The organism is Mesorhizobium sp. M4B.F.Ca.ET.203.01.1.1, assembly GCF_004791025.1.
Lineage (GTDB): Bacteria > Pseudomonadota > Alphaproteobacteria > Rhizobiales > Rhizobiaceae > Mesorhizobium > Mesorhizobium abyssinicae.
Genome location: NZ_SRUO01000016.1, coordinates 130,224 through 155,294 on the forward strand (window position 1 = coordinate 130,224; position 25,071 = coordinate 155,294).

The 25,071-nt window shown below is 60.8% G+C and carries 28 protein-coding genes, 1 tRNA gene and 1 pseudogene; 19 read left to right on the forward strand and 11 right to left on the reverse strand.

What is annotated here, in order from left to right:
• The 3 genes from EN846_RS36450 to EN846_RS27045 all read left to right on the forward strand — a co-directional run.
• The coding region (locus tag EN846_RS36450) for a calcium-binding protein (protein ID WP_189523712.1) at window positions 1-1,544 on the forward strand (1,544 nt) is incomplete at its 5' end.
• 75 nt (window positions 1,545-1,619) lie between these two features.
• Window positions 1,620-1,988: a hypothetical protein gene (locus EN846_RS27040; RefSeq protein ID WP_127285480.1), complete on the forward strand. Its 369-nt coding sequence runs from the start codon at window positions 1,620-1,622 to the stop codon at window positions 1,986-1,988.
• Between the two features lie 31 nt (window positions 1,989-2,019).
• Window positions 2,020-3,309 (forward strand): ABC transporter substrate-binding protein, encoded by a 1,290-nt coding sequence (locus EN846_RS27045; protein ID WP_245518729.1) that lies wholly within the window; start codon window positions 2,020-2,022, stop codon window positions 3,307-3,309.
• A gap of 12 nt (window positions 3,310-3,321) precedes the next feature.
• Here the strand turns inward: EN846_RS27045 and EN846_RS27050 are convergent, their stop codons facing one another.
• Genes EN846_RS27050 through EN846_RS27070 form a run of 5 tightly spaced genes read right to left on the reverse strand, consistent with a single transcriptional unit; the run spans window position 3,322 to window position 7,786 of the window.
• Window positions 3,322-3,861, reverse strand: coding sequence for a prepilin peptidase (locus EN846_RS27050; protein ID WP_127391751.1), 540 nt, complete (start codon window positions 3,859-3,861; stop codon window positions 3,322-3,324).
• 2 nt (window positions 3,862-3,863) lie between these two features.
• A complete protein-coding gene (locus EN846_RS27055) occupies window positions 3,864-4,406 on the reverse strand; it encodes a tetratricopeptide repeat protein (RefSeq protein ID WP_127391750.1) in 543 nt (180 codons plus the stop codon).
• A gap of 56 nt (window positions 4,407-4,462) precedes the next feature.
• On the reverse strand, window positions 4,463-5,413 hold the full coding sequence (locus EN846_RS27060) for a type II secretion system F family protein (RefSeq protein WP_127391749.1): 951 nt from the start codon (window positions 5,411-5,413) through the stop codon (window positions 4,463-4,465).
• A 16-nt stretch (window positions 5,414-5,429) separates the two neighbouring features.
• On the reverse strand, window positions 5,430-6,401 hold the full coding sequence (locus tag EN846_RS27065; protein ID WP_127391748.1) for a type II secretion system F family protein: 972 nt from the start codon (window positions 6,399-6,401) through the stop codon (window positions 5,430-5,432).
• Window positions 6,401-7,786, reverse strand: coding sequence for a CpaF family protein (locus EN846_RS27070; RefSeq protein ID WP_127391754.1), 1,386 nt, complete (start codon window positions 7,784-7,786; stop codon window positions 6,401-6,403). The genes EN846_RS27065 and EN846_RS27070 overlap by 1 nt, the downstream gene beginning before the upstream one ends.
• 518 nt (window positions 7,787-8,304) lie before the next feature.
• Between EN846_RS27070 and EN846_RS27075 the strand changes: the two genes are divergently transcribed.
• The 10 genes from EN846_RS27075 (at window position 8,305) to EN846_RS27120 (ending at window position 16,494) form a co-directional block, all read left to right on the forward strand.
• Window positions 8,305-8,523 carry a Flp family type IVb pilin gene (locus tag EN846_RS27075; RefSeq protein ID WP_127394307.1) on the forward strand — a complete coding sequence of 73 codons (219 nt, stop codon included), beginning with the start codon at window positions 8,305-8,307 and terminating at the stop codon, window positions 8,521-8,523.
• 86 nt (window positions 8,524-8,609) lie between these two features.
• Window positions 8,610-9,650, forward strand: a complete 1,041-nt coding sequence (gene cpaB / locus EN846_RS27080) for a Flp pilus assembly protein CpaB (RefSeq protein WP_128346279.1) — start codon at window positions 8,610-8,612, stop codon at window positions 9,648-9,650.
• A gap of 54 nt (window positions 9,651-9,704) precedes the next feature.
• On the forward strand, window positions 9,705-11,150 hold the full coding sequence (locus EN846_RS27085) for a type II and III secretion system protein family protein (protein WP_127393403.1): 1,446 nt from the start codon (window positions 9,705-9,707) through the stop codon (window positions 11,148-11,150).
• Window positions 11,137-11,436, forward strand: coding sequence for a hypothetical protein (locus EN846_RS27090; RefSeq protein ID WP_127393402.1), 300 nt, complete (start codon window positions 11,137-11,139; stop codon window positions 11,434-11,436). The genes EN846_RS27085 and EN846_RS27090 overlap by 14 nt, the downstream gene beginning before the upstream one ends.
• A 63-nt stretch (window positions 11,437-11,499) precedes the next feature.
• Window positions 11,500-13,032: a pilus assembly protein TadG-related protein gene (locus tag EN846_RS27095; RefSeq protein ID WP_127393401.1), complete on the forward strand. Its 1,533-nt coding sequence runs from the start codon at window positions 11,500-11,502 to the stop codon at window positions 13,030-13,032.
• A gap of 5 nt (window positions 13,033-13,037) precedes the next feature.
• Window positions 13,038-13,565, forward strand: coding sequence for a TadE/TadG family type IV pilus assembly protein (locus EN846_RS27100; RefSeq protein WP_127393400.1), 528 nt, complete (start codon window positions 13,038-13,040; stop codon window positions 13,563-13,565).
• Between the two features lie 2 nt (window positions 13,566-13,567).
• Entirely contained in the window at window positions 13,568-14,203 is a 636-nt protein-coding gene (locus tag EN846_RS27105; RefSeq protein WP_127393399.1) for a TadE/TadG family type IV pilus assembly protein, read from the forward strand.
• On the forward strand, window positions 14,200-15,363 hold the full coding sequence (locus EN846_RS27110) for an AAA family ATPase (protein ID WP_127393398.1): 1,164 nt from the start codon (window positions 14,200-14,202) through the stop codon (window positions 15,361-15,363). The genes EN846_RS27105 and EN846_RS27110 overlap by 4 nt, the downstream gene beginning before the upstream one ends.
• A gap of 40 nt (window positions 15,364-15,403) precedes the next feature.
• Window positions 15,404-15,934 carry a L,D-transpeptidase gene (locus EN846_RS27115; protein WP_245493348.1) on the forward strand — a complete coding sequence of 177 codons (531 nt, stop codon included), beginning with the start codon at window positions 15,404-15,406 and terminating at the stop codon, window positions 15,932-15,934.
• Entirely contained in the window at window positions 15,931-16,494 is a 564-nt protein-coding gene (locus EN846_RS27120; protein WP_189379604.1) for a hypothetical protein, read from the forward strand. The genes EN846_RS27115 and EN846_RS27120 overlap by 4 nt, the downstream gene beginning before the upstream one ends.
• Window positions 16,495-16,530: 36 nt before the next feature.
• Here the strand turns inward: EN846_RS27120 and EN846_RS27125 are convergent, their stop codons facing one another.
• Window positions 16,531-17,067, reverse strand: coding sequence for a hypothetical protein (locus EN846_RS27125; protein ID WP_128346278.1), 537 nt, complete (start codon window positions 17,065-17,067; stop codon window positions 16,531-16,533).
• A gap of 230 nt (window positions 17,068-17,297) precedes the next feature.
• Here EN846_RS27125 and EN846_RS27130 point away from each other — a divergent pair, with 230 nt between their 5' ends.
• Both EN846_RS27130 and EN846_RS27135 read left to right on the forward strand, forming a co-directional pair.
• Window positions 17,298-18,002 carry a thermonuclease family protein gene (locus EN846_RS27130; RefSeq protein ID WP_189379602.1) on the forward strand — a complete coding sequence of 235 codons (705 nt, stop codon included), beginning with the start codon at window positions 17,298-17,300 and terminating at the stop codon, window positions 18,000-18,002.
• A 219-nt stretch (window positions 18,003-18,221) separates the two neighbouring features.
• Window positions 18,222-18,974: a GGDEF domain-containing protein gene (locus EN846_RS27135; protein ID WP_245493346.1), complete on the forward strand. Its 753-nt coding sequence runs from the start codon at window positions 18,222-18,224 to the stop codon at window positions 18,972-18,974.
• Between the two features lie 28 nt (window positions 18,975-19,002).
• Here EN846_RS27135 and EN846_RS36535 read toward each other — a convergent pair whose 3' ends face one another.
• Window positions 19,003-19,536, reverse strand: a complete 534-nt coding sequence (locus EN846_RS36535; protein ID WP_348630832.1) for a helix-turn-helix domain-containing protein — start codon at window positions 19,534-19,536, stop codon at window positions 19,003-19,005.
• Here EN846_RS36535 and EN846_RS27145 point away from each other — a divergent pair.
• Window positions 19,423-20,223: a hypothetical protein gene (locus tag EN846_RS27145; protein ID WP_189379600.1), complete on the forward strand. Its 801-nt coding sequence runs from the start codon at window positions 19,423-19,425 to the stop codon at window positions 20,221-20,223. The two genes, EN846_RS36535 and EN846_RS27145, sit on opposite strands and share 114 nt — an antisense overlap.
• Window positions 20,224-20,439: 216 nt before the next feature.
• Here the strand turns inward: EN846_RS27145 and EN846_RS27150 are convergent, their stop codons facing one another.
• A complete protein-coding gene (locus tag EN846_RS27150; protein ID WP_127393481.1) occupies window positions 20,440-20,688 on the reverse strand; it encodes a hypothetical protein in 249 nt (82 codons plus the stop codon).
• Between the two features lie 798 nt (window positions 20,689-21,486).
• Between EN846_RS27150 and EN846_RS35290 the strand changes: the two genes are divergently transcribed.
• Entirely contained in the window at window positions 21,487-22,209 is a 723-nt protein-coding gene (locus tag EN846_RS35290) for a hypothetical protein (protein WP_189379598.1), read from the forward strand.
• 145 nt (window positions 22,210-22,354) lie between these two features.
• On the opposite strand, the gene EN846_RS27160 is transcribed toward EN846_RS35290, so the two are convergent.
• Window positions 22,355-22,429, reverse strand: a tRNA-Thr gene (locus tag EN846_RS27160).
• 214 nt (window positions 22,430-22,643) lie between these two features.
• Between EN846_RS27160 and EN846_RS35295 the strand changes: the two genes are divergently transcribed.
• Window positions 22,644-22,820 (forward strand): hypothetical protein, encoded by a 177-nt coding sequence (locus EN846_RS35295; protein WP_189379596.1) that lies wholly within the window; start codon window positions 22,644-22,646, stop codon window positions 22,818-22,820.
• 141 nt (window positions 22,821-22,961) lie between these two features.
• On the forward strand, window positions 22,962-24,254 hold the full coding sequence (murA, locus tag EN846_RS27165; RefSeq protein WP_127394303.1) for a UDP-N-acetylglucosamine 1-carboxyvinyltransferase: 1,293 nt from the start codon (window positions 22,962-22,964) through the stop codon (window positions 24,252-24,254).
• Window positions 24,255-24,398: 144 nt separating this feature from the next.
• On the opposite strand, the gene EN846_RS35970 is transcribed toward murA, so the two are convergent.
• Together EN846_RS35970 and EN846_RS35975 are read right to left on the reverse strand one after the other, a co-directional pair.
• On the reverse strand, window positions 24,399-24,710 hold the full coding sequence (locus tag EN846_RS35970; RefSeq protein ID WP_245493345.1) for a hypothetical protein: 312 nt from the start codon (window positions 24,708-24,710) through the stop codon (window positions 24,399-24,401).
• A 108-nt stretch (window positions 24,711-24,818) separates the two neighbouring features.
• A pseudogene (locus tag EN846_RS35975) lies at window positions 24,819-25,071 on the reverse strand (integrase); the annotation flags it as partial.

Here is a 25,071-nt window from a genome sequence, read left to right on the forward strand (position 1 = left end):
ATGACGGCGCGACCCTCAACAACGGCATCACCACCGAACAGGACAAGGACAGCTTCACCTATACGGTGACCGACGCACACGGCAACACAACCACCGGCACCATCCTGGTCGACATCGTCGACGACGTGTCATCCTTCACCCTCGTCAATGATGGGAACGCCGATGGCATCGTCAGCCTGTCGGCGCTCAATCCGGCAACAGCTACCACCTACGACGGCCAGTTCGCCGAGTGGCAGTACGGGGCGGATGGGTTCGGCGGCATCACGGCCACAGGGCAGAATGTACAAGTTGCCTCCAGCTCGGCATCCCAGATCGTGCTCAACCTGTACGAAGGAGCTGATATCGTTGCCGTCCTAACTCTGAATGCCAACGGCACCGACTCGCTGGAAGTTCTGCACCGGGCAGGTGATGTCGTCTTTACTCCAATCGCCGCGACTTCAGCGACAGCCGGAGGGCCGACAGGTTCACTGATCGTGGATTTGGGTGCTGCCACGGACTTCAACATTCTTGTTACCGGCGATGACGGCGTGGCCCCCACCGGCCAAAGCGGGGATTTGGTGAACACCAGTAATCAAGGTTGGGCGGTCAAGGGTAGCTCCGGCCAGACAAATGACCCCGGTGAATCCATAAAATTCGCATTCGTCAACGATAGTAACAATACGACCCCTCACAGCGTCGACGATTTCAAGTTCACGACCGAGGGCTACACGGGCGGCATGTCAACGGCCAAAATCACCGTCCTCGTTTACACCGATGCCACGCATTATGATCAGGTGACGCTCAACGTGACTTCGGGCCAGGTCATCCAGGTCAGCCAGCTTGACTGGTCGGCTGTCGCGGGTACCGCCAACTATGTAGCCGGCGATGACATCTACGCGGTCAAAGTCCTCAGCGATGCCTCAAATGGCGGCGGGTTCCGCCTGAATGGCGTCGAGGTCGGCTCGCAATCAGAAACGCCGCCGGCAGATCTCGACTTCAACGGCATCAAAGTATCCATTACGGATGGCGACGGCGATGTTGCGACGCAAACCTTCAACGTCCATATCGATGGCACGACGGGCGATCATCTGACGGTTGAGGCCATTGCCGGAACTTCCGGAAACGACAACCTGCTTGGCACTTCCGGCAACGACACGCTGATCGGCGGCATTGGAGCCGACACGCTGAACGGCGGCGACGCCAACGACCTGCTGATCGGCGGCGCCGGGCAGGACACGCTTACCGGCGGCGCGGGCGCCGATACGTTCAAGCTTGACGGGCTCGACATCAAGGATCTGATCGTCGACTACAGCGGTGTCGGCGGGCACGGCGACAAGATCGACCTTTCGTCCTTGTTCGACACTGCTCCTGGCGGCGCCAATGTCGGCGACTTCGTCAACTACAATGCAGCGACCGGCACGCTCAGCGTGGATGCCGACGGCACGGCCAACGGCGCCAATTTCGTCGACGTCGCGACGCTGCAGAACCTGCCGGCGGCCAACACCATCACGCTGCTCTACGACGACGGCACGACCACGCACACGACCACGGCAAATCTAGTCTAGCGGCATGGCGCAACGGGACATCGCCATGCTATGTATTAGCAACTCTTATATTGGGATTATGGAGGGGACTTTATCATGAAGCGTTCCGCAAGATTGCTGGTGTCGGCCGCGGCCCTGTTGCTGGTCGGATCGGCAGGGCGTGCCGCCGACATCATTGAAGGCCCGACGGCCGACTACTGCCGCACCGTCGGGACGTCCAACCTGGTGTTGACCGACAACATCGCCGACCTGAAGACCCAGGTGGTGAAGCTGATGGACGAGTCGGTCGCCGTCGCCAAAAGCCCGGAGTGGATCCACTCGTCGCGCCCCGCCTTCGTCTGGGCTTCGGAAGCCAAGGCTTACTGCGGCATGGCCTATGGCTACCTGAAGACGAACTACAAGGACGAAGACACGCTCAACAAATGCGAGTGCTTCCACGATCGCATGGTCGAGTACATGAACTGACCTGAAGGGCGAGCGCGCCAACAGACTGGTGATGACAGCCCCGAAAGCCTTGCCGCTCGCCGCCGCGAGCCTGGCGCCGGTTGCCGCGCATGCTGGCGCGGCGCTTCGCGGCATTTCCCACAGACGGCACCCGCCCTCGCCACAAGCATGGGCAATCGCGTTTGCGCTGGCGGCCGCCTTGTCCGGCTGCCAGTCGAAAGGCAGCGTGAGTGAGGCGCTCGATCCGGCCGCGATTGCGGCGCCCGGCGCCCCCGCCGGCGGCAGCGTCGCCGCGGCGCCAAAGGCGATGCAGGCCACGCAGTCGCTGGGCACCGGGCCGGCCAAGATCACCATGCTGCTGCCGCTGTCCGCCGCGGGAGGCGCGGGCGAGGACGGCAGGAAGATGCTCGACGGCGCCAAGCTCGCCATGGCCGATCTCGGCAACAACCTGCTGACGCTGACCGTCGAGGACACGCGCGGCGATCCGGCCAATGCCAAGGACCTGGCGGTCAAGGCGATAACGACCGGATCGAAGGTCGTCATCGGCCCGACCGAACTGCCGGCCGCGCAGCACATCGCCAAGCTGTCGGGCTCGACGCGGCCGCCGGTGCTGGCGCTGGCCGACAATTTTTCCGGCGGCCCCGGCGTCTATGCCGTGCGGCTGAGCGAGGCCGACAGCGCGGCGGCGGGTGCGGCGGCGATCGCCGCCAAGGGCGCCAAGAAATTCGTGCTGCTGGTGGCCGCGGGCAGCGATGCCGACGCTGTCGAGAAGCGGGTCGCCAACGGCCTCAGCATCTATGGCGCGGCACTTGCCGTCACCCTACCCTACTCGCCGGCCGACGGCGGCGCAAAGGCGGTCGCCGACATGGGCTCGCTGGTGGACGCGCCCGATGCGGTGATCGTCGCCAGCGGAGACGCCAGCCCGTCGCCAGTGCTCGCTGCGCTGAAGGCAAAAGGCATTCCCGGCAAGACGGTCTCGCTGATCGGAACCGATCGCTGGCTGGAGCATCCGATCGAGCCGTCGTTCGAAGGCGCCTATATCGCGACGCTCGACCAGAACGAGACCGGGCCGATCGCCGACCGTTTCAACGCAACCTTCCACTACCCGGCCGACGTCAACGTCGCCTATGCCTACGACATGGTGGCGCTGACCGCGGGCGTGGTGAGCGCCGTCGGGCCGAACGGCTTCAGCAAGCAGGTGCTGGAAAACGCCAGCGGCTTCCGCGGCTCGACCGGCCTGTTCCGCTTCCGCGCCGACGGCTCCAGCCAGCGCACGATGCCGTTCTACCGGTTCGAGAAGGGCGCGCTGAAGCTGGTGGCGAAGTCGACCGCGGGGTATTGAGAGAACCCGGCCTCAGCTGAGCTGTTGCAGAACGCCCGAACTGCTGGCCAACATCCAACTCTCGTAGATCTGGAACACGATCGAGCAGATCGCGGCAATGGCGATCGGCACACCGAAGGGCACGACGCCCTTGCGGTCGAGATGCTGGACATAGAGCTGGAAGGCGCCCTGCGGCAGCATCAGAGGGTTCTTGACGACCATCGCCATGACTAGGGCAAACAGAAGCAGCAGCACAGAAAACACGACCAGGCCGCTGCCGCCGATCAGCAACGGGATCACCGCCATCAACTTGACGTCGCCGGCACCGACCCTGCGCAAGGTCCAGAACGGGAAGAGCACGATAAACAGCAAAAGACCGGCAAGTGCGCTCAAGCCCATGTCCCACCACGATCCGGACTGAACCGACAGCAGTTGCAGGGACCCGAGGCCCAGGCAAAGCAGCAGCAGAACGTCGCGATTGGTTATCTTCTGGGTGGTGAAATCCACCCAGGCGATCCTTGCAAGCAGGGGGATGGCAAGTGCCTTGAGCAGCAACGATGCGCCGAGCAGCATAGCTACTGCCGCTCGACGTTCTGCACGCTGGAGGCCAGGAGCTTCAGATTATTGGCCACGGTTGGATCCTTGGGCGCCAGCTCATAGGCCTTGAGGAAGTTGGTGCGGGCATTCTGCAGCTTGCCGCGCAGCAGATAAGAATAACCGACATTGTTGTAATATTCGGGCGTGCCGCCGATCAGCTTGAATGCTCGGCCATAGGCCCGATCGGCGAGGTCGAAGCGCCTGATGCGGTCGCTACAGGCGGCAAGGCCCAGCCAAGCGACTCCGTCATTAGGCGCCAGTTGCGTCGCCTTGTAGAACAGGGCGCCGGCATTGCCGTAATTTTCCGCGCGGAACTGGTTCTTGGCTTCGGCCACCGCCTGGTCCGAAGCGTAGTATTCGACATCGCTGACTGTTTTCAGCCCGTCGAAGGCGTCGCCAAAGGCAGTGATGTCGCCTTTGGAGGGTTCGTTGGTTCGGACGACACCGTCGGTGGCGTCCGTCTGGCAGCCGGCAATCGCCATTATCAACAAGCCGGCTACGGCCGCATTTTGCCATCTCATATAGATTTCCCCTAGGGATTCCCCGACGACACACTAGGACCAAATCATATGCATAACTAGAAGAAAATGCCCCTCATGCGAATGATCACCGGCAACATGATAACCATCAACACCACGGGGAATATGCACAGTCCCAGCGGAATCATCATTTTTACCGGCAAAGCATTGGCGCGCTCCTCGGCGCGAAGAATTCTCTGGCTGCGCATCTCGTCGCTATATACGCGTAGCGCATCCGTGAGGCTGGTGCCGAGTTCTTCCGATTGCCGAAACAGAATGGCCAGAGCCCGCGCCTCGTCAAGACCAATACGGTCCGACAGATCGCGCAATGCCTCGCGCAACGGCTTACCCGCTCGCAGTTGCAGATTCATGATGGCAAGCTGGATGCCCAGCCATTTGTGAGTTCCCGCCAATTCGTTACTAACACGCTCCACCGCGGCCTCCAGGCTCATACCTGCGTCCGCGCACGTGATCATCATATCCATGAAGTCGGGGAAGCCGCGACGGTAAGTTTGCATCTGAGCTTTCTCGAAGCGGTCAAGCGCGACACTGGGGACAACCAGACAGGCGAGCCCAAACAAGCCGGCGCCAGCAAATGCAATGAAGCCGGGCATTTCAGGTGGCAAGACCCGGGACAGCAGCGTGTAGGCAGCAAAAAAGCCGATAGCTACAGCAGCGATGCGCGACAAGGTATAAATAAGGGGCGCATTTGGCTGGTGGAAACCGGCGCGAAAAAGCTTCGTCTCGAGCGCATTCGGCTCACCCCGCTCCTTCTCAATTGTGCGGAAATAAGCGTCGATCGGCTTTTGTGCCGATATCCTGGCGAGTTGCTCTTGGCCGGCAAGCGAACGACGGTCGACAATGCCCTCTGCCAAGAGGCTTTGCGCTACCAATTTTCTCGTCTGCAACGCCGGTACAAAGACCAGAGCGCAGAACAGAAAGAGCGCCGCCGCGGCCAGGAACACGGCAATCGAAACCAGGAAGCTCAAACCCTGAATGGTGGACAACACGGCCGTGCTTCGCTCCTCAGAAATCGAAATTGACCATGCGATACATGATAAAATCGCCCAGAAGCGCCCATCCCCCGAAAATCATGAACACAGGCAGGATGATCGGATTGTTCCATACGGTCCCATAGTAGGACGGGGCAGCGAACTGGAGGATAAAGAACATCGCGACCGGGAAAAGCGAGATGATCCAGGCCGACATTCGACCCTCGGCTGAAAGGGCCCTGATTTTCAGCCGGAGCTTTTGCCTCTCGCGCAACACCGATGAGAGATTGGCAAGGATCTCAGTCAGATTGCCACCGGTCTTGGACTGAATCGAGAGCGACACCGAAAGCAGGTGAAGGCCTTCGAAACCCACACGTTGCGATAACTTTCGAACGGCTTGTTCGATGCTCAATCCGAAGGCGATTTCGTCGGCGACGATGCCGAATTCCGTGCCGAGCGGATCGGGCATTTCCCTGGCGACAAGACCGATCGCCACGGAAGCTGGGTGGCCGGCGCGCAGCGAACGGACAATCATGTCCAGTGCGTCGGGAAGTTGCTTGGCGAACCTCTGGATTCGTTTGTTGCGTGCGCGTCGAAGGACAAGAATGGGCAGCGCAAAACCCACCAGCAGAAAAACGATGAGCGCCGCAATAGAGGAAAAGCCGAAAACCAACTTCAGAGCCAGCGCAAGCATCAGCCCGGCGAGGAGGAACATTGCCGCGAAAGCCAGCGGATTGCCCGTGATACCTGATTGCGTATAGAGCCGGTTCAGCCCGATCGCGCGAAAAACAAAGTCGCCCGATTCTGTCAATCCACGTTCACGCAACAGGCCTTGGAGCGTCTGTTCGGCCGGCGCCTCCTCTGCAAGGCGCTTGAGTCGTCGGTTGATCGTGCCAATTCTGACTCGACGTCCAGCATAAGACAAATAGAGAGACTCGGCGGCAAGGATTACCGATGCCGCTGCTAGCACATAAATGAAGTAGAGCAAGGTCTGACTGGTTGGCATCAGAGCGGAACCTGCGGGTTGAAGGCGTCCTTGGCAAAATGGTGACCAAGCGTCGCCGCTTCCTGGGCAAACCGCGGGCGAACCCCTGTGGCGCGAAAATCTCCAACAATCTTACCTTCCGGCGTCACGTCGCGGCGGACGAAATGATAGATCTCCTGAAGCTGAACGACATTGCCTTCCATGCCTGTCAGTTCCGATATGGAAACGACCCTTCTGCCGCCGTCCGAAAGGCGTTGCGTCTGCACGATGATGTCGATGGCCGAAGCGATCTGCGCCCTTATGGACTCATGGGTCATCGGCATACCAGCCATGCCGACCATCTGCTCCAGACGTGACAGTGCATCGCGCGGCGTGTTGGCATGGATCGTGGTCATCGAGCCTTCATGGCCAGTGTTCATCGCCTGCAGCATGTCGAAGGCTTCCTCGCCGCGAACCTCGCCGACGATGATTCGGTCCGGTCGCATGCGCAGCGCGTTCTTGACCAATTCGCGCTGACGAACCTCGCCCTTGCCCTCGACATTGGGTGGGCGCGTCTCCAGACGGCCAACGTGCGGCTGCTGCAGTTGCAGTTCCGCCGCGTCCTCGATGGTGATCAGGCGCTCGGCGGATGGAATGTAGCTCGATAGCGCATTGAGCAAGGTCGTCTTGCCGCTGCCGGTGCCACCGGAAACCAGGATCGATTTGCGCGCCTGAACTGCGATCCTCAACAGATCGATCATCGGTGGTCGTATCGAATTGAACACCATCAGGCGTTCGAGCGAATAGGGATTCTTGGAGAATTTGCGGATCGACACCAGCGGGCCGTCTACGGAGATCGGCCGCACCGCAATGTTGACGCGGGAACCATCTTCCAGGCGCGCATCCACCATCGGCGCTGATTCATCGACGCGCCTGCCTATGGCCGAGACGATCTTGTTGACGACGCGCAGCAGATGCGCCTCGTCACGGAAGCGTATCGAGGTCTCCTCGAGCACGCCGCGGCGCTCGATAAAGACATGCTTGTGGGTGTTGATCAATATGTCGGCGATGGAATCGTCCTTTAACAACGGTTCGATCGGTCCCAGCCCAAGCATCTCATCAGCTGTGTCGCTGGTAAGCTGATCGAGTTCACGCGCGTTCAGCGGTATGTTTCGGGCGCGGACAAACTCCCGTACGATAGGCCTGATCTCGTCCAGGATTTCGTTCTTGGAGGCGTTTTCGAGGGCGGTCAGATTGAATCGGTCGATAAGATGGCGATGCAGTTCGACCTTGAGCGTGAGAAAATCGTCGCCCTGCATTTCGGCATCCGGCGCCGGAGCGATTGCCGCTCCATTCGATGTCGCCACGACAGCCACGGGCTGCGACGCCCGCTGCTCACTCGGCCCCTTGATGAAGCGCCCCAGCATATGACCCAAGCCCCCAGCAAACTTCCCTCAGTTTGGAAACTAAGCGTTAACCACCAGGGGCACAAGCGCCGAGCGGGGCCGCGAGGATCGAATACTTGCAACATAGTTAAGACGAGCCCCCAAAAAAATCGTTTTATTTTAAGACTGTGTATCCTGGAGCACACCTCTATTCCCGCCTCACGAAACGTTTCGCCCTGCAATGTGCGATTCCCTCGCGCCCTCCCCCAGTAAACCGTTACATATAAAGGACTATGCACATACTCTAATATGATGAGGCTACCGAGATGGGAGGGCAAGTTTGTGAATGAATGGTTAAGGATCATCGAAAAATTAATCAAATCAATCCCTTGTCAAAAATAAACCGGCTTCCGTTCAGGTATTCGAAGGTTAAGGAACTGTTAATCCCGTTTGACTCTGCTTTTTTGCGGGACTTAGATCAAGTCGACGGGGGATGCTTGGGTATGGGGTTCATCCTTAGCTCGTCTCGTCGGGTTCAACCTCCAAAGGGAGAAATTGGCATGAAAAAGCTCATGACGATGGCCCGGCAGTTCCGCGACGACGACAACGGCGCTGCTATGGTCGAATATTCCATCCTGGTCGGCATTATCGCCGCGGCAGCCATCCTCGCGATCCTCGCGATTGGCGGCTGGGTTACGGGTCGTTTCACCGGTCTCTGCACCGCGCTGGAAAACTCGCCAATCGGTTCCTGCAACGGCGCGACCGGCGTCGGCACCTGATTTTATGCAATACTCAGGCCCGGATTTTGGTCCGGGCCTGAGACTGATCGCGGCGGGCGAATTCCCGCTTTTGGGGCTTGGGATTCATGCGTGCCAACACTTTGATTATGATTGTGCTCGCTGGCGTGTTCGGCGTCCTGGCGGTAGTTCTCGTAAACTTCTGGCTGGCCAGTCAGCGTAGCGCGCTGGCGGAGGCTAACGGCGTGCAGCGCGACACTGTGGTGGTGGCGGCAGTGCCTTTGAAATTCGGCGATACGCTGTCGGCTGACAAGTTGCGCGAAATCGCATGGCCGGCAGGCGCGGTTCCGGCCGGCGCCTTCAAGACAACGAAAGAACTTCTGGCCGGCGATAGCTCGAAGCAGGCATTGCAGGCTATCGGCGCTAACGAGCCTGTCCTTGCTACAAAGATAACCGGCCCCGGCCAGCGCGCCACGCTTTCGGCGGTGCTCGGCGAGGGCATGAAAGCCGTTTCCATCAGGGTAAACGACGTGCTCGGCGTCGCTGGTTTTGTCTTCCCCGGAGATCGCGTCGATATACTGCTGACCCGCACGGTGCGCGGCGATGCAGGCGGGGACCAGAGTTTTGTCGACGTGCTGCTGCAGAGCATGAAGGTGCTCGCCATCGACCAGGTGGCGGATGAAAGCAAGGACAGCCCGACGGTGGTGAAGTCGGTGACGCTAGAGGCCAGCACCAAGGACGCGCAGAAACTGACTTTGGCCGCGGGAGCCGGGCAGTTGTCGCTGGCACTGCGCCAGGCGGCGGCCAATAAGGGCGAGACGACCGAGCGTGTCACGCTTTCTGACCTGACCGGCGACACGCCGGACGATGTCGCCGCCAGGCAGGCTGAACTCGCCAAGCAGGCAGCGGCGGACGCCGCGGCCGCGGCCGATCGCAAAAGGGCCGACGACAAACTGGCCGGGCTGGCCCAGGCCGTCGAACGGGTTGGCAGCAAGCTGGACGATCTGAGCAAGGTCAAGCCGGCCCCGGCTGTGGCATCTGCGCCGCAAGTGAAGGAAATCGTCAAGGAAACGGTCAAATACGTGCAGCCGGAACCGCCGGCACGTGCGACAATCGGTGTATTTCGAGGTATAAAGCTCGAAACATACGATGTGCCGCGACAAAAATGATGCCGGCACATTAGGATCGACACTCCGAATCAGCCGGCAGGGGGGTTAGCGTAGATGCGTGTGTACCGGAGACCACTGGCGGCCGCCGCTTTCGCATTGTCCTGCGCATTGCTGCCGCTGAGTCCCGTGGCTCATGCCGCCGACCGCAGCATCGACGTGTCGAACCCGACCATCCATCGCATCTTCGTGCCGGTGTCGCAGTCGGTGACGATCCAGGTGAATTCCACCCTGGGCGACATTGTCGTGGGCGACGAGAAGATCGCCGACGCCCAGCCGATGACCGACAAGACACTCTATGTCATCGGCAAAGGTGTGGGCACCACAACCGTCAACCTGTTTTCCGAAGACAAGCGTTCGCTGGGCACGCTCCAGGTCGAGGTCGGTCAAGATGTCAGCGACATGGCAGCTGCAATCCGCCAGGTGGCGCCTCGCGCGCGCATTGAGATCGGCTCGATCAACGGCAAAATCAGGCTGGCCGGTCATGTCAAGGATGCCGCGACGCTGGCCTCCATCGTGGAAGTCGCCCAGCAGTATGGCCCCGACGCCATCATCAACTCCGTCATCGTCGACGACAGCCAGCAAGTGAACCTTGAAGTGCGCATTCTCGAAGCCAAGCGCAATGCCGGCCGGGACCTCGGCGTTTCGATCAGAAGTACCAATGGAAGCGGCACATCCCGCACCGGAACTGGCATCGCCGCCGTCGATGAAGACAATGTGGTGCTGGGACCGGGAAATCTGGTCACCGGCCTGCTGTCGAATACCAATCCGTTTGCAGCGCTGATCACCCGCGTTATCGACAGCAACATTAAGGTCGATTTGATCATCGAGGCGCTCGAGGCCAAGGGCGTGGTGCGCACGCTGGCCGAGCCCAATCTGACCACTCTTTCAGGCGAGACGGCCAGCTTCAACGCCGGCGGCGAAATCCCTATCCGAAGCATCGGCGCTGATGGCGAAGTTCAGGTCGAATTCAAGCAGTTCGGCGTCAATCTGCTGTTCACGCCGGTTGTACTGGACGACGACAAGATCCACATGAAACTGGCGCCCGAAGTTAGCGACCTGACCAGCTTCACGAATGCCGGCGACCCGATCTTCACTAACCGCAAACTGTCGACCGTCGTCGAACTGCGTGACGGCCAGAGTTTCGCCGTCGGCGGACTGCTGTCCAGCAAGACCACCAAGCTCCAGAAACAGGTGCCTTGGCTCGGCCAGGTTCCGGTTATCGGTACGCTGTTCCGCAATTCGAGCAATCAGAAGGAAGAGACCGAGCTGGTCGTCGTCGTCACCCCGCATATCGTGCGACCGGTAAAGCCCGGCGAGCAGTTGGCGACGCCATTCGACAAGACGCGTCCGGCCAACGACCCGGAGTTCTTCATCCTCGGGCAGCTCGAAGTGACCAAGGACATGGTTCGCAAATATGAACTCGGCGAAGGCGTCACCGGCCCCTATGGCCATATGCTGGACCTCAAATCGAAGGACAAGATGCTTTATGTCAAGAAATAGCGTCCTGGTCCTCCTGTTGTGCGCTGGCGCGTTGACGGGCTGCGCTGCAGACTATCTCAACAACTACGACTCGGTGACGCTGGCTGCCGGCGATACACAGAAATTCAATTCGCTGCTGCAGACGGTCGACCCGCTCAATCCGAACTCGAAGAACACCACCATCGAGGGTGACGGCGAACGCGCCGTCGGTGCGGTCAGAAGCTATAGAGTTCCGCCACCACCGGCACCAACAACAAATATGACGGTCAATGTCGGCGGTTCGGGTGTGACCAACGGAGCTAATTGAACAGAAGGATACGATGCGTCGGGCATTCGAGGGCTTGGCGCGAAGGGGTTAAGGGGTAGGGCCATGCTGCGAACCATTCGCGCGTTCTGGCACGATCAGAGAGGACTAGCGCTGATCCTCGTCAGCGTCATGCTGCCGGCGATCATCGGTTTTTCCTTGCTGGCGATCGACATGAGCAGGGTCAACAACCTGCACAATGATTTGCAGAAAGGGGCCGATGCATTTGCGCTGGCGGCGGCCGCCGAACTGGACGGGACGACTGGTTCTTGGGCGCGAGCCGAGCGTGCCATGGCGACCCTGGTCGATAATGAAAGCAACTTCTCAACTGCGGGCAGATTCACTCTGACCTCCGGTCAACCGGGCGGCGCAACTCGATGCAATAGCGCCGGAAGTATTTCCTGGTGCTTTCTCAAGGCGATTCCCGCTGCGGACGGAACGAAGATAACAACTGCCAACCAGGCAATTTATCTCGCGGACGCCACTCCTGCCGTCGGAGAAATAGAAACGCGATTCATCCAGGTGACAGTCGTTCCCGAAGGATTTGCCGCAATCTTCCCAGCCTCTTTTATAACGTCCGGCGCCAGTGACAGCTTCAATGTCGGAGCAGTTGCGGTGGCGGGTTTCACCTCCGGCGTCTGCGATTTTACACCGGTCTTCATGTGCAATCCCTATGAGATGGTGAACGGAACAAACGACGCCGGCGGCTACACGCTTGAGCAGGCCGTTTCCAACCCGGCCGTGCATCGCCGGCTCATCGAACTAAGGAAGGTCGGAAACGGGGCTGCCGCTGGTCCAGGCAACTTCGGATTTCTTGAGCCCCCGGAAGGCATAGGAAACGGTGCCCAAGCGCTGGCTGAAACGATCGCGACTTCAACCCCAATCGGATGCTACAATTCCGCGAGCGTTTCGACAAAAACCGGCCAGAATGCCGGCCCGGTGCAGGACGCCTTCAATGTCCGGTTCGGAATCAAGGCCGGCGGAAACGCCTTCAACACTCCTGTCTACGGTCCGGCAGCGAACGTCCGCAAAGGGGCGATAAAGACCCAAGGAAGCGCGAACCAATGCCCTTCCATGAACCAACTTTCATTCACCGTAGCTGGAACAATGGGCCTTCCGCGGGACGCGACCACTCCGTATCTGGGCGGCAGGATGGGCGATGGAAATTGGAATTTCTCCGGCTATTGGAGCACCAACTTCGGTTCCGCTGCTTATCCTGCATCGTGGGACACAACAAAGCCAACGCGCTATGAGGTCTACCGTTACGAGATATCGGCAGGTTTGGTGGGCAGCGCGTCAACAGGTGGAGAGATCGGAACCCCGTCGGCGGCTTGCCAGCCGCCTGTCACGACAATTGATCGTCGGCTTATTTACGGCGCCATCCTGAACTGCAACGCGCTAGAAGCAGCGGGCAACGATCTATCCGGCCATAGCACCAATCTGCCTGTCGAAGCCTTCGGCAGCTTCTTCCTCACGGAACCTGTTCCCTCGGCGTCTGAGGACGCGTCGGTTATGGTCGAACTTGTCGACGTAACCGGCGGTGCCGGCCAGGGTACGCTTGACAATTTTCTTCGCGACGAAGCCCAACTCTACCGGTGACGCCGATGATAAAAGGGCTGTCCCAACATCTCCACCGATTTCGACGCGAGCAGCAGGGCACGGCTCTCGTCGAAATGGCGCTGATCGCACCGCTGATGCTTTTATTGTCGGCAGGTGTGTTCGAGTTCGGCAATTTGATCCATAAGAAGCTTCTGATGGAAGCCGGCCTATCAGATGCGGCACGTTTTGCCGCGCGGTGCAACAGTCAATTGTACACCAAGGCCGGGCTGGCGGCGATCGATTGCGCCAACATCGCAACCAACATCGCCGTCTTCGGCAACGCGGCGGGCTCAGGCAATCCACGCATCGCGGGCTGGCAGACGACGAATGTGACCGTAACCATTGCCGATGCAGGCTCCTGCCATGACGCGGTCGTCGCAGGCGTCACCCAATATCGCACTACGACTGCACAAGTCTGCATTGTCAGGGCAGCTGGGACGTTGGCCTATAGTGGCATCGGAATGCTGTCGCTGGTCGGCATCGGTCCCATGACGCTGAATGGCTTTCACGAGGAGCGGTTGATCCGATTTTGAGCATGATCAAGCGCTTTACAAAATCAGAAGATGGCTCGACGATGGTGGAAATGGCCATTGTCTCGACCCTGCTGTTTACTCTGACGCTGGGTTTCGTCGACTTCGGCTACGCCTTCTATCAATGGAATGCCGCGACCAAGGCCGTGCAGATCGGCGCCCGCTTGGCGTCGATATCGGATCCCGTTGCAACCAGCCTCGCGACTGCTGGGCCGACTTCGTCTCCGGGTGCCCCGGTTGTCGCCGGCGCCTATGGGCCGTTCGTCTGCACATATACTGCCGGCACAGGCGCCTGCAGCAATAGCGGTGCCTTTAGCGCCGCCAATTTTAGCCGTATCTTTCGCGGCGACACCGCAAACAGCAACGACGACGCCTGTCCCGATCTTGCCGCCGACCAGCGGGCCGGCATGTGTCACTTCTTTCCTGGCCTGCGGCGCGACAATGTCGTCATCACTTATGCCGCCACCGGTTTGGGATATCAGACCCGGCTGGGCGGGCCGGTGCCGACAATCAGCGTCAGGCTCCAGAACATAACCTTCCAGTTCTTCTTTCTGCAAGGACTGCTCGGGTACGCAAACAAAACCATGCCCTCCATGCTGAGCACGGTCACGGGCGAAGATTTGAAGAGTACCTCGCCATGAACGCCATCGATACGAGAGTTCTCCCGACCAAGCGAAAACAAGTCGCCCTTTTCTCGTCGGATCCGAATTTCAAGCGCGAGGTGACGACTCGGCTCGATGCTCTGGCGATCTACGATGTCAGGGTCTCCGAGTCCGGCGACTTCCTCAAGGGGCCGCCTGCCGACACGCGGCCGGGCATCGTCATTCTCGACCTTGCCAATGGCGAGCTGCTCGACCAGCCGGGCATCGTCGAGGCGCGCTCCAAATGGGCCTCGGTGCCGCTGATCGCGATTTCCGACGAGCTGACGTCCGAGCAGACGCGCGTGCTGGTGCGCATGAACGCCTCGGACTGGCTGCACAAGCCGCTCGACGCCAAGGAGCTGCTCAACGCCGTCACCTTCCACGACACCGGCAACCAGGGCACCAAGAGCCGGATCATCACCTTCATCGCCGCCAGCGGCGGCGCCGGCGCCACCACGCTTGCGCTGTCGGCGGCGGAATACCTGGCCTCGAAGTCGGCCGAGCGCGCCGCCTCGACCTGCCTGGTCGATCTCGATTTCCAGAGCGCCAATTGCGGCGCCTATCTCAACCAGTTCAACCAGTTCGACCTCTCGGGCATCATCGGCCAGCCGGAGAGGCTCGATGTCGAATTGATGGACGTCATCAAGCTTTCGCGCCCGTCGGGTCTCACGCTCTACTCCTTCGAGCGGCCGGAGCTGCCGTTCGAGCCGCGCGGCGCCGATTTCGTGCTGCGTCTGCTCGACCTCGTTGCCTACCGGTTCGACGACATCGTCATCGACCTGCCGAACATCGAGACGCCCTGGCATAGCTCAGTGCTTTCGACGAGCGACGAGATCTTCATCGTCTTCGAGCTCAACGTCGCCTCGCTCCGGCAAGGCAAGCGGCTCTACAAGAAGATCCGCGAGCTGCGCGGCAACCAGGTCAGCATCACGCTGGTCGCCAACAAGCACAAGCGCAAATGGTTCGGAAACCACTTCTCGCGCAGCGAGCTGGAGAAGATCTTCAAGGCGCCGCACATCAAATCGGTCGCGCTCGACAATGCGCTTTTGACCGACGCGCTGAATCGCGCCATCCTGCCTTCCGAAGTGGATGGGCGGGCGCGCTTCAACAAGGATTTGAAGCTGATGTTCAAGGAACGGCTCAGTGACGCCGGCCGCTAGGCCGCACATCATCCGTGCCTTCATCGGCGCTTCCATCGCCGTGGCGGCGCTTGTGTCGGGCCTGCCGTTCGCCGAGGCGCGGTCCGCTCTCGCCGACCGGCCGCCGCTGCCGGCCATGGGACCCAGCCTGAAGAAGACGGTCGCCTTCCAGACCCCCGAGCAGCCCGGCACGATCATCATCCGCAAGGACGAGAAGGCGCTCTACCTGGTCACGCGGCAAGGCCAGGCGCTGCGCTACCAGATCAGCGTCGGCCGCGACGGCTTCGGCTGGACCGGAACGGTCAAGGTCGGGGCGAAGACCGAATGGCCCGAATGGCGACCGCCCAAGGAAATGCGCGCCCGCCAGCCGGGATTGCCGGACATGGTGCCCGCCGGCCCCTACAATCCGCTCGGCGCGCGCGCACTCTACCTCTTGCGCGACGGGCGCGATACGCTGTACCGCATACACGGCACCAACGATCCCAAGGGTGTCGGCTTCGACGGCACGTCAGGCTGCTTTCGCCTGACCAATACCGATGTGATCGACCTCTTCAAGCGCGTCGCGGTGGGCGCAAAGGTGGTGGTGGAATGACTATGATCAGCGATCCGGAGATGCCGGCGATCGAACTCGGCCCGAGGGAAGAAGTGGCCGTCGGCAAGCCAAGCCGCAAAGGCACCATCGGCCTTGTCGTGGCTGGCGCCGCGCTGGTCACGGTGGTGAACCTGACGGCTGCCGTCTACCTCTACCGCGGCATCAACGACCTGCGCGCCGTGGAAGTGCGGCTGGAGCAGCTCGGCCAGTTCGAGCAGCGCATCAGCGCCCGCCTCGACACCGTCAACAACGGGTTCCAGAGCCGATTCGAAAACCTCGACGACCAGCTGCAGGCGAAGTTCAGCGAGGTCAATGGCGGCATCGCCCGGCTGGGCCAGAGCCGGCCAGTCGGCGATGAACCGATGGCGAGCGCGCCCGAGCCGGAGGCGGCCCCAGCCAGCACCGAGACGGAGCCGTCGGCCTTTGCTGAAAACACGGCGGACCCAGGATCCGTCGAAATGCCCCCGCTGAGGAAGCGGGCACCGCCGCCTGCCCCGAACCCTGCCTACCAGCGCATCCAGCAGGCGGACGGCAAGGTCTACTACCGCAAAATCAACTGATTTTGCCGAGTGTTCCGGGCGATTGAGGCTGAAGGCCTAGAAATCCCGCCGCAGCGCGAGAATACGGATAGCCCGGGCTTCGCCGCGCTGCCTGGCTTCGTTGAGGAAGGCGACGTGGCAATAGGCACATGCCGCGGCGCCGAGCATAAGAACCAGGCTGTTCTTCAGGGTGAAGTCGATCGCCAGCGAGAAAGGAATGCCGCTGGGCGCGGTGAAGGCGGCAATCGTGCTTGCCGTTTCCGAATGGCTGCCAGCGGCGATCATCAGCCCGGCGAACAGAAGAGCGACATGGTTGGCCAAGAAGAAGGCAGCCGACCCACTCGCCCGGCATGCCATCCAGCACACAATCGCGGCGGCGGCCAGGATGGCGGCGTCGAGCACAATCGAAGCGCCCATATAGAGATCGACTTGCTGCCAGAACATCGTCGCCAGTGGGCGCAGCTCCAGCCAGATCCGCCACGTCGTCGGGCTGGCGGGATAGGTGCCGAGCAGGAACGTCGCCGCCCGCTCGCCCGCCAGGATGAGCAGCATGAGAGCCGGGAAAGCAAAGAGCAGTATCGGTTTGCGCTTCATGTCGTCCTCGACAAATTCCGGGCCACAATAGGCAACAGAGATTGCGCAAGGATTAACGAAGCTTAACGGGACGCCGGCTTCGGCATCCTTCGCGCGTGTGCTATGCTGCACTGCCGGGACGCCAACGCGGCGGGTCGGATGGCCGGAGCCGTTTCATCGGGGTTGAAGGGGTGCGCTCAAGCTGGTTGCCAGGTCGGCCTTTTGTTCGACGGCGATGGCCGGGACGGCCGATGAGCGGCATCGCGTCCGCGGCAAGGTCTCGCCTGGCGATCGCGTTGGGAGGTGTCGAACTCGTGGCTGGCGTCTTGCTGATCCTGCAAGCCGGCGCCTTGATTGGGGTCGACCGGCAGACGCCGGCATTGGACTCCGGAAGCCAGCCAGCGACGACGGCGCCACCGATGTTCGATGCCGAACCGCGGCAGCCGGCGCGCAAGATCGCGCAGGATCTCATCGCGCCGCCCGAACTCGATGCTACCCGGATCGAACGGATCGAGGCCCGCCCGCCGCTTGGCGAACTCGGTCTTGCATACTGGCCGAAGACGCCGATGCCGGGCGACTGGCGCGAGATGCTGCTCTATCGGCCGATCGCCACCTCGTCGGCGATCTTCGAGGCGATGGGCCGGACGGTGGCGATCAGCGGCACGCTCGCCATCGACCCCGACAGGAGCTGTTCCTTTCACGAGGTCGCCTGGCCGTGCGGCCAGCGCGCGCGGGCTGCCTTCAATGCCTGGCTGCGCGGGCGGGCGCTGAAATGCTTCGTGCCGCCGGATGTCGACCGTTTCGCCATCGCCGCGCCCTGCAAGCTCGGCAAGCAGGATGTCGGCGCCTGGCTGGTCTCCAACGGCTGGGCCACGGCGCTGCCCGGTGGCATCTACGGCAAGGCCGAGGCAACGGCCAGGAGCGCCGAGATGGGCATGTTCGGGCCGCCTCGATAGGCGCCGGATACTAAGCGATCAGGCTCGCTCCGTCTGTCGGCCGGGCGGCGCCGACTGCCGCCTTCGATATCTGTTTTGTTAACCCTTGCGGTGCAGCCTTTTCCGGCACGGGCCGATTTGACGGCCATTCCGCCCGCATGCATCAAATTGTAGCGGTCGTCGAAACCGAAATTGCAACACACCGGCCTTATGCCAGCGCATCGGACAGGAGATTGGCCAGTGACCAAACCGACAACGACCCCCTCTGCCCAAAGCTGGAAAGATGTTGCGTGGCTGACGGTGCTGGGGACGGCAGGCTGCCTCATCCTGTCGCTCGGCCTCAACTATCTGCTTTTGTTCAGCGAGGCGCTGACGCCGTTCGCGCGCAGCGTGATCACGGCAACGCTGCTGCCGCTGGCCATCGGCCTGCCGCTGTTCCTGCTGCTCGCATCGAAACAGGCCGAGATCCGCCGCTACCGGCAGGAACTCAACCGGTCGGCGACCTATGACAGGCTGACCGGCTGCCTGAACGGACCGGTTTTCACCTCAATGGTGGACAGACGGGCCGCGAAGACCTCGGAGGCCGGGCCGCGCTCCGGCGCTTTCCTGGTCATCCATCCCGAGCATCTCAAGTCCCTCAACCTGCGCTTCGGCCTGGAATGGGGCGACGAGGCGCTGCGGCTCATCGCCTCGACGATCCAGTCGTCGGTTCGCAAGGAGGATCTCGTCGGCCGCATCGGCACCTCGATGTTCGGCGTCTTTCTGCCTGGCGCGACCGAAAAGGACGCCAAGGAGATCGGCGAACGCATTCGAGAGGCGGTCGGACAGATCTATTTCGCGCCGAAAGGCGAAAAGGACGTGCTCGCCATCCGCACCGGCGGCGTCGTCTTCGAGCATGAGTTGGCCTTCGAGGACATGTACCGGTCGGCGGAGGAACGCTTGCTGGAGGTTCAAGACGAGGCACGCTTGGCGTTGTTTCATATTAACAATTGACTAACCGGCAGCGAGATTTAACTCGCCTCTACCGCGGACGCTCTTTGAGCAAGCGCACACCGAGCCCGCCACCGTTTTCCGGGATAAACGCGATACCTGCGACTACCAACGCGCTAATGATCTTCGTCACAGTCTCGGGACGACCACCGAGCCGTCCATCCTCCGCTTCTAGACGCGCGATTGTTGGTTCAGACACTGCTGAGCGTTCAGCCAAGTCCCCCTGAGACCACCCCAGCAACGCCCGTGCAGCCTTGATTTGTCTCGTGGTCACCGCCGACGCCTGGTTTGATAGATTTTCTATTGACATTGGCCAAGTCGCATTGATATTTTTTCCATCACTTTCTCTCGCGTGCCGAGACCATTTCTGGAACGGTCCGCAGAGCGGCTGACCAGGTGCAGGAACACCTAAGTCAGCCTGACCACACCTAAGCTTCAGGGAGCTCGGATCATGGCTGATTCCGACAATACCACGACTTTGCCCCGCGTCACCCGTAGTAGGGTACTTGCGATAGCGGCAAATGCAAAGGAGGGAAGGCAGCCAGGGAAGCTTGTCCGCGACCATGCGGAAGCTGATCAATCAGCCGATCCTGCAGTGGCAGTGTGGCGCGAATGGCTGATAGCCCACGAAGAGACTGAGCGGCGGTGCCGTCAGCAGCAGCGCCTAGAGCGAAATCTTGTGGAAACTGTTGGATTTCCTTGTGCAACGATCCCGCTGCATGACGGCACGAGCGTTAGACTCCATTCAATCCAGGCCCTAAACGAAGTACTCGGTCCAGGACCAGAAGACGAGGCAGTCCGCGCAAAGTCCAAGGCTGACTTGGAGGCCCATCAAGAGCGCTGGGATGTCGCTGATAGGGAAATTGGTTATTCGGCAGCGTTACTTGCTGAAGGCGAGGCGGCGGACCAAGCGGAGAACCTGCTTCAGCTATTGCTGGAGACCCCGGCTGCTTCACTTGCGGGTGTGGCGGCCAAGCTCGATGCAGTGCTGAGCGAAGGGGAACCGGCGGAAGCCTGTGCTGAGTTTCCCTGGTTGCACATTCGCTCTGTGCTCGGAGATGTGATCCGTATCGGGCAAGAGCTTGTGCCGGAGCAGATCCTTCCGAACAGGCTGGCACTTCAAAATCAGGGCGGCGAGGAGGGTGCACTATTGGTGTCTCAAACGGAGCGAAAGGGGCCGCAGGGTGAAGAAACGAGACGACAAATTGCCCATCGTAGTCAAAAATTCTCCCTACACGGGCGGGAAAGCTGATTCATCCAATGCTTGCCCCCCGCCTTTCGGTTCAAGAAGGAAAAAGGCGGGCGCGTCATCCGTGCACCGAAGCCGTCGAGGTGGCAAAAGTACTTGGTGCGAGGGGCTGCGACGGTTGTTGCTTGGTCCGCTCTGTCGGCGCACTGTGAGGGAGATACGAGCGAGTATTGTTTCTGGTTAGAAGTCTTTAAACGCCTTCAGGCTGGCTCATCCCAGTCAGACTTGCAACGCATGGTGGAAGGCGCTCACCACCATCCCTTCCAGCGGCTGCAGAAAATACGATGACGCGACAAACCGGGTAGGCCCGCCCATGCTTTTTGAGGTCGCCCGACCACTTAGTGTTCCTGTCAGCCGCTCCTTCGAGGCCCGCCGGAAATAATTAAAGCCGCAGTGAAGCTCTTTCTCTGCCAGGCAATGAGCGTCGAAGTCAGTGCTGAGGCGAAAGGTCGGCGCTTGATTGCGCATTCCACGCGGCTCCAACGCCGAGTGCGCATCCATGTGTCGGGCTGATCGCCGATCTGGAGATGAACCCGAGCTGGAAGCGAAGCAGAGTCGACCCGATGGCGGTCCAACACAAGACGGCCCGACGAGCTGTCATGGCTTCCGCGCGGGAGTGCCACGAAGGCAAACGCCAGCAAGCAACTACCGAAAAAATCCCACCGACCGCTTGACCATGAGGTCCTGATGGGCAGCAGTGCAAGCACCGAAATGACGTTTGCCGCATCCCAGGAAAGTGAACTGTGGGGGCTGGAGTGACGGAGTTCGCTTGTTGGCAACACTGCCGACCTCGAACTCAACGTGAAGCTCACCACTCCAGATGAGCGTTTCATGGGAGCATGAGCGTGCAGTACCGCGCAGCAATCCGCCCGTGCACCTCACTGAGTAGAAACGGCGGCAAGAGGCGGCGTAAAGGTCATTCCCGATTTGCCCAAAACACGGAATACTTCGCGGATGTCTAGGAGCGCTCCTTCACCACAGTCTGATGCGTCACAGCGCCCCACTGACCGATCAGGTAGGTCGCGTCCGACTTGGGCATCAGGCGGCAGTCAGATGCGCTCTCGCCAACAACCGGAGGACAAATGGCCTGAAAGTGCTTCGGTGATGGTCGTAAGATGGACATTTGATGGGCGGCGCGACCTCTTTATGGAGCAGCTCAGATCAATCCTGACGAGGAGGTACCGCTTATGGCCGCCCTGGGAAACGACAAACAGCTCAATTGAACATCCACCAAATAATGAGGACCGTCTCTATGAGGAGTGCCGTATGAGACCGTTTACAGCTTTTGATATAGAGACAAGATATGGAACCCTGAGCCTGCGCACGGCTCCCGGTATTCGAAGATATCCAATAGCTGAAAGTGCACGCTTATCACTTCTCACTCAGCTACAAAATCTGAATTCTTTCCGCAAGCATCATAAATCTCATGGTTGGATTTGCTGTTCAACCCTTGATAATAAACTACTTCTTATCAATCTTAGATACGCCAAATCCATAGAATTAATTGGCGATGACGTTGAGGCAATGCCCGTATATTATCCTGCCGAAGTCTATCGAGCCTTATACGACTTAGAAATAGGCGATGCTCCTGAAAATCTTAGGCAAGATTGTGAGGCTATAATCGCAGATATAGGCGAGGATAAAGCAATGCGCATGGTCTCCTTTGTGCGTGTCACGTACGACCAGGGAGAGGATGAGTGGAACTTCTTGGACGAAGTAGCCGCTAGTATTTTCTACGGAATGAAGGCGGCTGCGATCTTTCAGGTTCCGCCGCACACATTCACTGAAATTGAGAGCGAGGGCTACTACCGGGCGCGATACGCCAACCTCGACCACGTCGCAGTTATGGAGATCCCGAGCGACCGCTACCACCGACTAACTCGCACCCGAGGAACCCCATCGGGCCCGTTCGGCGCAGCCGGGCTCAGATCACCGCTTCTTCCAGGAATGGTTCGTTGCGCGGAATGCGCTCGTAGCAGATGGCGATAGGTCGAGCGTCTGGAGGCGCCGTGGACGATGAGCTCCGACACCGCCCAGCCGGACGCGCTGGGGCGCTCGTGGCTGTCCGTTCAAGCGTAAAGAGCGGACAGAACCGTTGCCTGCCAGTGGCTTAAGCGATTTCAACGGGATGGACTGGTGCTGCGAGAGAGGATTGAACTCTCGACCTCTCCCTTACCAAGGGAGTGCTCTACCACTGAGCTACCGCAGCCGATGGCGGGGCTTCTGCCATAACGAACCGGCAAGCGCAAGGCCAAGAAAAACCTAAAGTGTCGCGTTTCATTGTCGCAAAACCGCCGCGCGGTTTCAGACCGGTATGGACGGCAATGCCGAGGCTGTGGAAGCTGCTTTACCGGACATGGCCGCGCCACAATGTTGGCTATCCCTCAACAGGGGTTGGCCGGTCGGCCGGCCGGGATGGGACGATGAGCGACAAGGCAAATCCACCGAAAAAGGGCGGCAGCGACCGCAAGGACCGGCTCGCCGAAGCCTTGCGCGCCAATCTCGGGAAGCGCAAGGCGCAGTCGCGCTCGCGCCGCACCGGCGAAGCCGACAAGCGGCCGGAGGGATTGCCGACTGCTGGAAAAATGCACAAGGACTAACCCAAACCGGCCACACTGCCCCGCCATACTTGGACCAAGGGACCATAAATCCTATTTCTTGAACCAAGCCGGCCAATGGTCTAGACGGGCCGATAATCAAACGATTGAAACCGGCCGTTTCGGCCGAGGGGACATTCTCACATGGATCGCATCAGAATTGTCGGCGGCAACAAGCTCGCCGGAAGCATTCCGATCTCCGGCGCGAAAAACGCGGCATTGCCGCTGATGATCGCCTCGCTCTTGACCGACGACACGCTGACGCTGGAGAACGTGCCGCATCTGGCCGATGTCGAGCAACTGATCCGCATCCTCGGCAATCACGGTGTCGACTATTCCGTCAACGGCAGGCGCGAGAAGCAGCAGGAAGGCTATTCGCGCACCATCAACTTCTCCGCCCGCAACATCGTCGATACCACGGCTCCCTATGAGCTGGTGTCGAAGATGCGCGCCTCGTTCTGGGTGATCGGGCCGCTCTTGGCCCGCATGGGCGAGGCCAAAGTGTCGCTGCCTGGCGGCTGCGCCATCGGCACGCGCCCGGTCGACCTGTTCCTCGAAGGCCTGCAGGCGCTCGGCGCCGATCTCGACGTCGACACCGGCTATGTCATCGCCAAGACCAAGAACGGCCGCCTCGTCGGCAACCGCTATGTGTTCCCGAAAGTGTCGGTCGGCGCCACCCATGTGCTGATGATGGCGGCTTCGCTGGCCAAGGGCGAAACGGTGCTGGAAAACGCCGCTTGCGAGCCCGAGATCGTCAACCTAGCCGAATGCCTCAACGCCATGGGCGCCAGAATTTCCGGCGCCGGCACGCCGACCATCACCATCGACGGCGTCGAGGCGCTGTCCGGGGCCCGCGTGCGCGTCATTCCAGACCGCATCGAGACCGGCACCTATGCCATGGCTGTGGCGATGACCGGCGGCGACGTCGTGCTCGAAGGCGCCCGCCCCGAGCTGTTGCAGACTGCGCTCGATGTGATCTCGCAGACCGGCGCCGAGATCACGCCGACCAATTCGGGCATCCGCGTCCGGCGCAACGGCGCCGGCATTTCGCCGGTCGACGTGACGACGGCGCCATTCCCGGCTTTCCCGACCGACCTGCAGGCGCAGTTCATGGGCCTGATGACGATGGCCAACGGCAAGTCGCGCATCACCGAGACGATCTTCGAGAACCGCTTCATGCACGTGCAGGAGCTCGCCCGGCTCGGCGCCCACATCACGCTCTCCGGCCAGACGGCGATCGTCGACGGCGTCGCCAAGCTGAAGGGCGCGCCGGTCATGGCGACCGACCTGCGCGCGTCCGTCTCGCTGGTCATCGCCGGCCTTGCCGCTGAAGGCGAGACAACCGTCAACCGCGTCTATCACCTCGACCGCGGCTTCGAGCGGCTGGAGGAGAAGCTTTCCGGCTGCGGCGCGGTGATCGAGCGGATTTCAGGCTGACGCAGTAAGGCAAGCGCAGTCTCCAACTGACGCGTGTTCGACGGACCAATTGTCGACATCGGCGCTGCCCCTCATTCCGCCCGCCGGTGTCCAGACATGGGATGGGTAACAGTTTGAACCGGATACATAGGTAACAGTTCCCCCCTATGAGTCCGCTGCAGCGCCAAGCGGATTGATTGGCGCGGCGCTGCAGCGGACAAGCGTCATACGCCTTGTGTCGATGATGCCGAGCTGGTGGGCATGGAACGAAAGAGCCCATTGACCATCCTCGGTCTGGGCGGCCGCGACAGCTTCACCGGCCAGTGCCTGCGAGACATAGACGAAGCCGCCGTTCCACCTGATCTCGCCATTGTGGCGTACATGACGGACCGCGGCCTCGGTCGGACAATCAGGCTCGGGCAGCATCGTCGGCATGGCGCGCCGGGAGGATCTGTAATGCTGGGCTGGAGTGTCCATGCCGAGCGCCTCATGGGGACGTTCTTCATTGTAGCTGTGCCGGAAGGCCGAAGGCCTGGCCCTGGGCCGTTCTGTCGGCCTCCGGTGCCTCGGCCAGCGGCAACAGGGTCAGATGAAAGCGCTCGTGGCGACCGTTCTGCTGGGGTTTGCCGGCGCGATCCGCTCCAGGGCGATGCCGAGTTTGATGAAGCGCACCGCAAGCGGTGTCAGCCCGGTGACACCGGCCGACGCGAGGGGCGGGCCATTGTCGCTTCGGAACCGGTCCGGCAGGCCATGCTCCTCAAACAGCCGCTCGAATACCGGCCAGGCCTCGGCATCCGCCGTCGAGCCGGTCGCTTCGAGCGCCAGCAAGTAGCGGCTC

Bases quoted from the DNA above. Each gene is read 5' to 3' on its own strand.
- EN846_RS27040 (WP_127285480.1), top strand. From the start codon at position 1,620: ATGAAGCGTTCCGCAAGATTGCTGGTGTCGGCCGCGGCCCTGTTGCTG.
- EN846_RS27045 (WP_245518729.1), top strand. From the start codon at position 2,020: ATGACAGCCCCGAAAGCCTTGCCGCTCGCCGCCGCGAGCCTGGCGCCG.
- EN846_RS27050 (WP_127391751.1), bottom strand. From the start codon at position 3,861: ATGCTGCTCGGCGCATCGTTGCTGCTCAAGGCACTTGCCATCCCCCTG.
- EN846_RS27055 (WP_127391750.1), bottom strand. From the start codon at position 4,406: ATGAGATGGCAAAATGCGGCCGTAGCCGGCTTGTTGATAATGGCGATT.
- EN846_RS27065 (WP_127391748.1), bottom strand. From the start codon at position 6,401: ATGCCAACCAGTCAGACCTTGCTCTACTTCATTTATGTGCTAGCAGCG.
- EN846_RS27070 (WP_127391754.1), bottom strand. From the start codon at position 7,786: ATGCTGGGGCGCTTCATCAAGGGGCCGAGTGAGCAGCGGGCGTCGCAG.
- EN846_RS27075 (WP_127394307.1), top strand. From the start codon at position 8,305: ATGAAAAAGCTCATGACGATGGCCCGGCAGTTCCGCGACGACGACAAC.
- cpaB (WP_128346279.1), top strand. From the start codon at position 8,610: ATGCGTGCCAACACTTTGATTATGATTGTGCTCGCTGGCGTGTTCGGC.
- EN846_RS27085 (WP_127393403.1), top strand. From the start codon at position 9,705: ATGCGTGTGTACCGGAGACCACTGGCGGCCGCCGCTTTCGCATTGTCC.
- EN846_RS27090 (WP_127393402.1), top strand. From the start codon at position 11,137: ATGTCAAGAAATAGCGTCCTGGTCCTCCTGTTGTGCGCTGGCGCGTTG.
- EN846_RS27095 (WP_127393401.1), top strand. From the start codon at position 11,500: ATGCTGCGAACCATTCGCGCGTTCTGGCACGATCAGAGAGGACTAGCG.
- EN846_RS27100 (WP_127393400.1), top strand. From the start codon at position 13,038: ATGATAAAAGGGCTGTCCCAACATCTCCACCGATTTCGACGCGAGCAG.
- EN846_RS27105 (WP_127393399.1), top strand. From the start codon at position 13,568: ATGATCAAGCGCTTTACAAAATCAGAAGATGGCTCGACGATGGTGGAA.
- EN846_RS27110 (WP_127393398.1), top strand. From the start codon at position 14,200: ATGAACGCCATCGATACGAGAGTTCTCCCGACCAAGCGAAAACAAGTC.
- EN846_RS27120 (WP_189379604.1), top strand. From the start codon at position 15,931: ATGACTATGATCAGCGATCCGGAGATGCCGGCGATCGAACTCGGCCCG.
- EN846_RS27125 (WP_128346278.1), bottom strand. From the start codon at position 17,067: ATGAAGCGCAAACCGATACTGCTCTTTGCTTTCCCGGCTCTCATGCTG.
- EN846_RS27130 (WP_189379602.1), top strand. From the start codon at position 17,298: ATGAGCGGCATCGCGTCCGCGGCAAGGTCTCGCCTGGCGATCGCGTTG.
- EN846_RS27145 (WP_189379600.1), top strand. From the start codon at position 19,423: ATGGCTGATTCCGACAATACCACGACTTTGCCCCGCGTCACCCGTAGT.
- EN846_RS36535 (WP_348630832.1), bottom strand. From the start codon at position 19,536: ATGGTCGCGGACAAGCTTCCCTGGCTGCCTTCCCTCCTTTGCATTTGC.
- EN846_RS27150 (WP_127393481.1), bottom strand. From the start codon at position 20,688: ATGCGCAATCAAGCGCCGACCTTTCGCCTCAGCACTGACTTCGACGCT.
- EN846_RS35290 (WP_189379598.1), top strand. From the start codon at position 21,487: ATGAGACCGTTTACAGCTTTTGATATAGAGACAAGATATGGAACCCTG.
- EN846_RS35295 (WP_189379596.1), top strand. From the start codon at position 22,644: ATGAGCGACAAGGCAAATCCACCGAAAAAGGGCGGCAGCGACCGCAAG.
- murA (WP_127394303.1), top strand. From the start codon at position 22,962: ATGGATCGCATCAGAATTGTCGGCGGCAACAAGCTCGCCGGAAGCATT.
- EN846_RS35970 (WP_245493345.1), bottom strand. From the start codon at position 24,710: ATGGACACTCCAGCCCAGCATTACAGATCCTCCCGGCGCGCCATGCCG.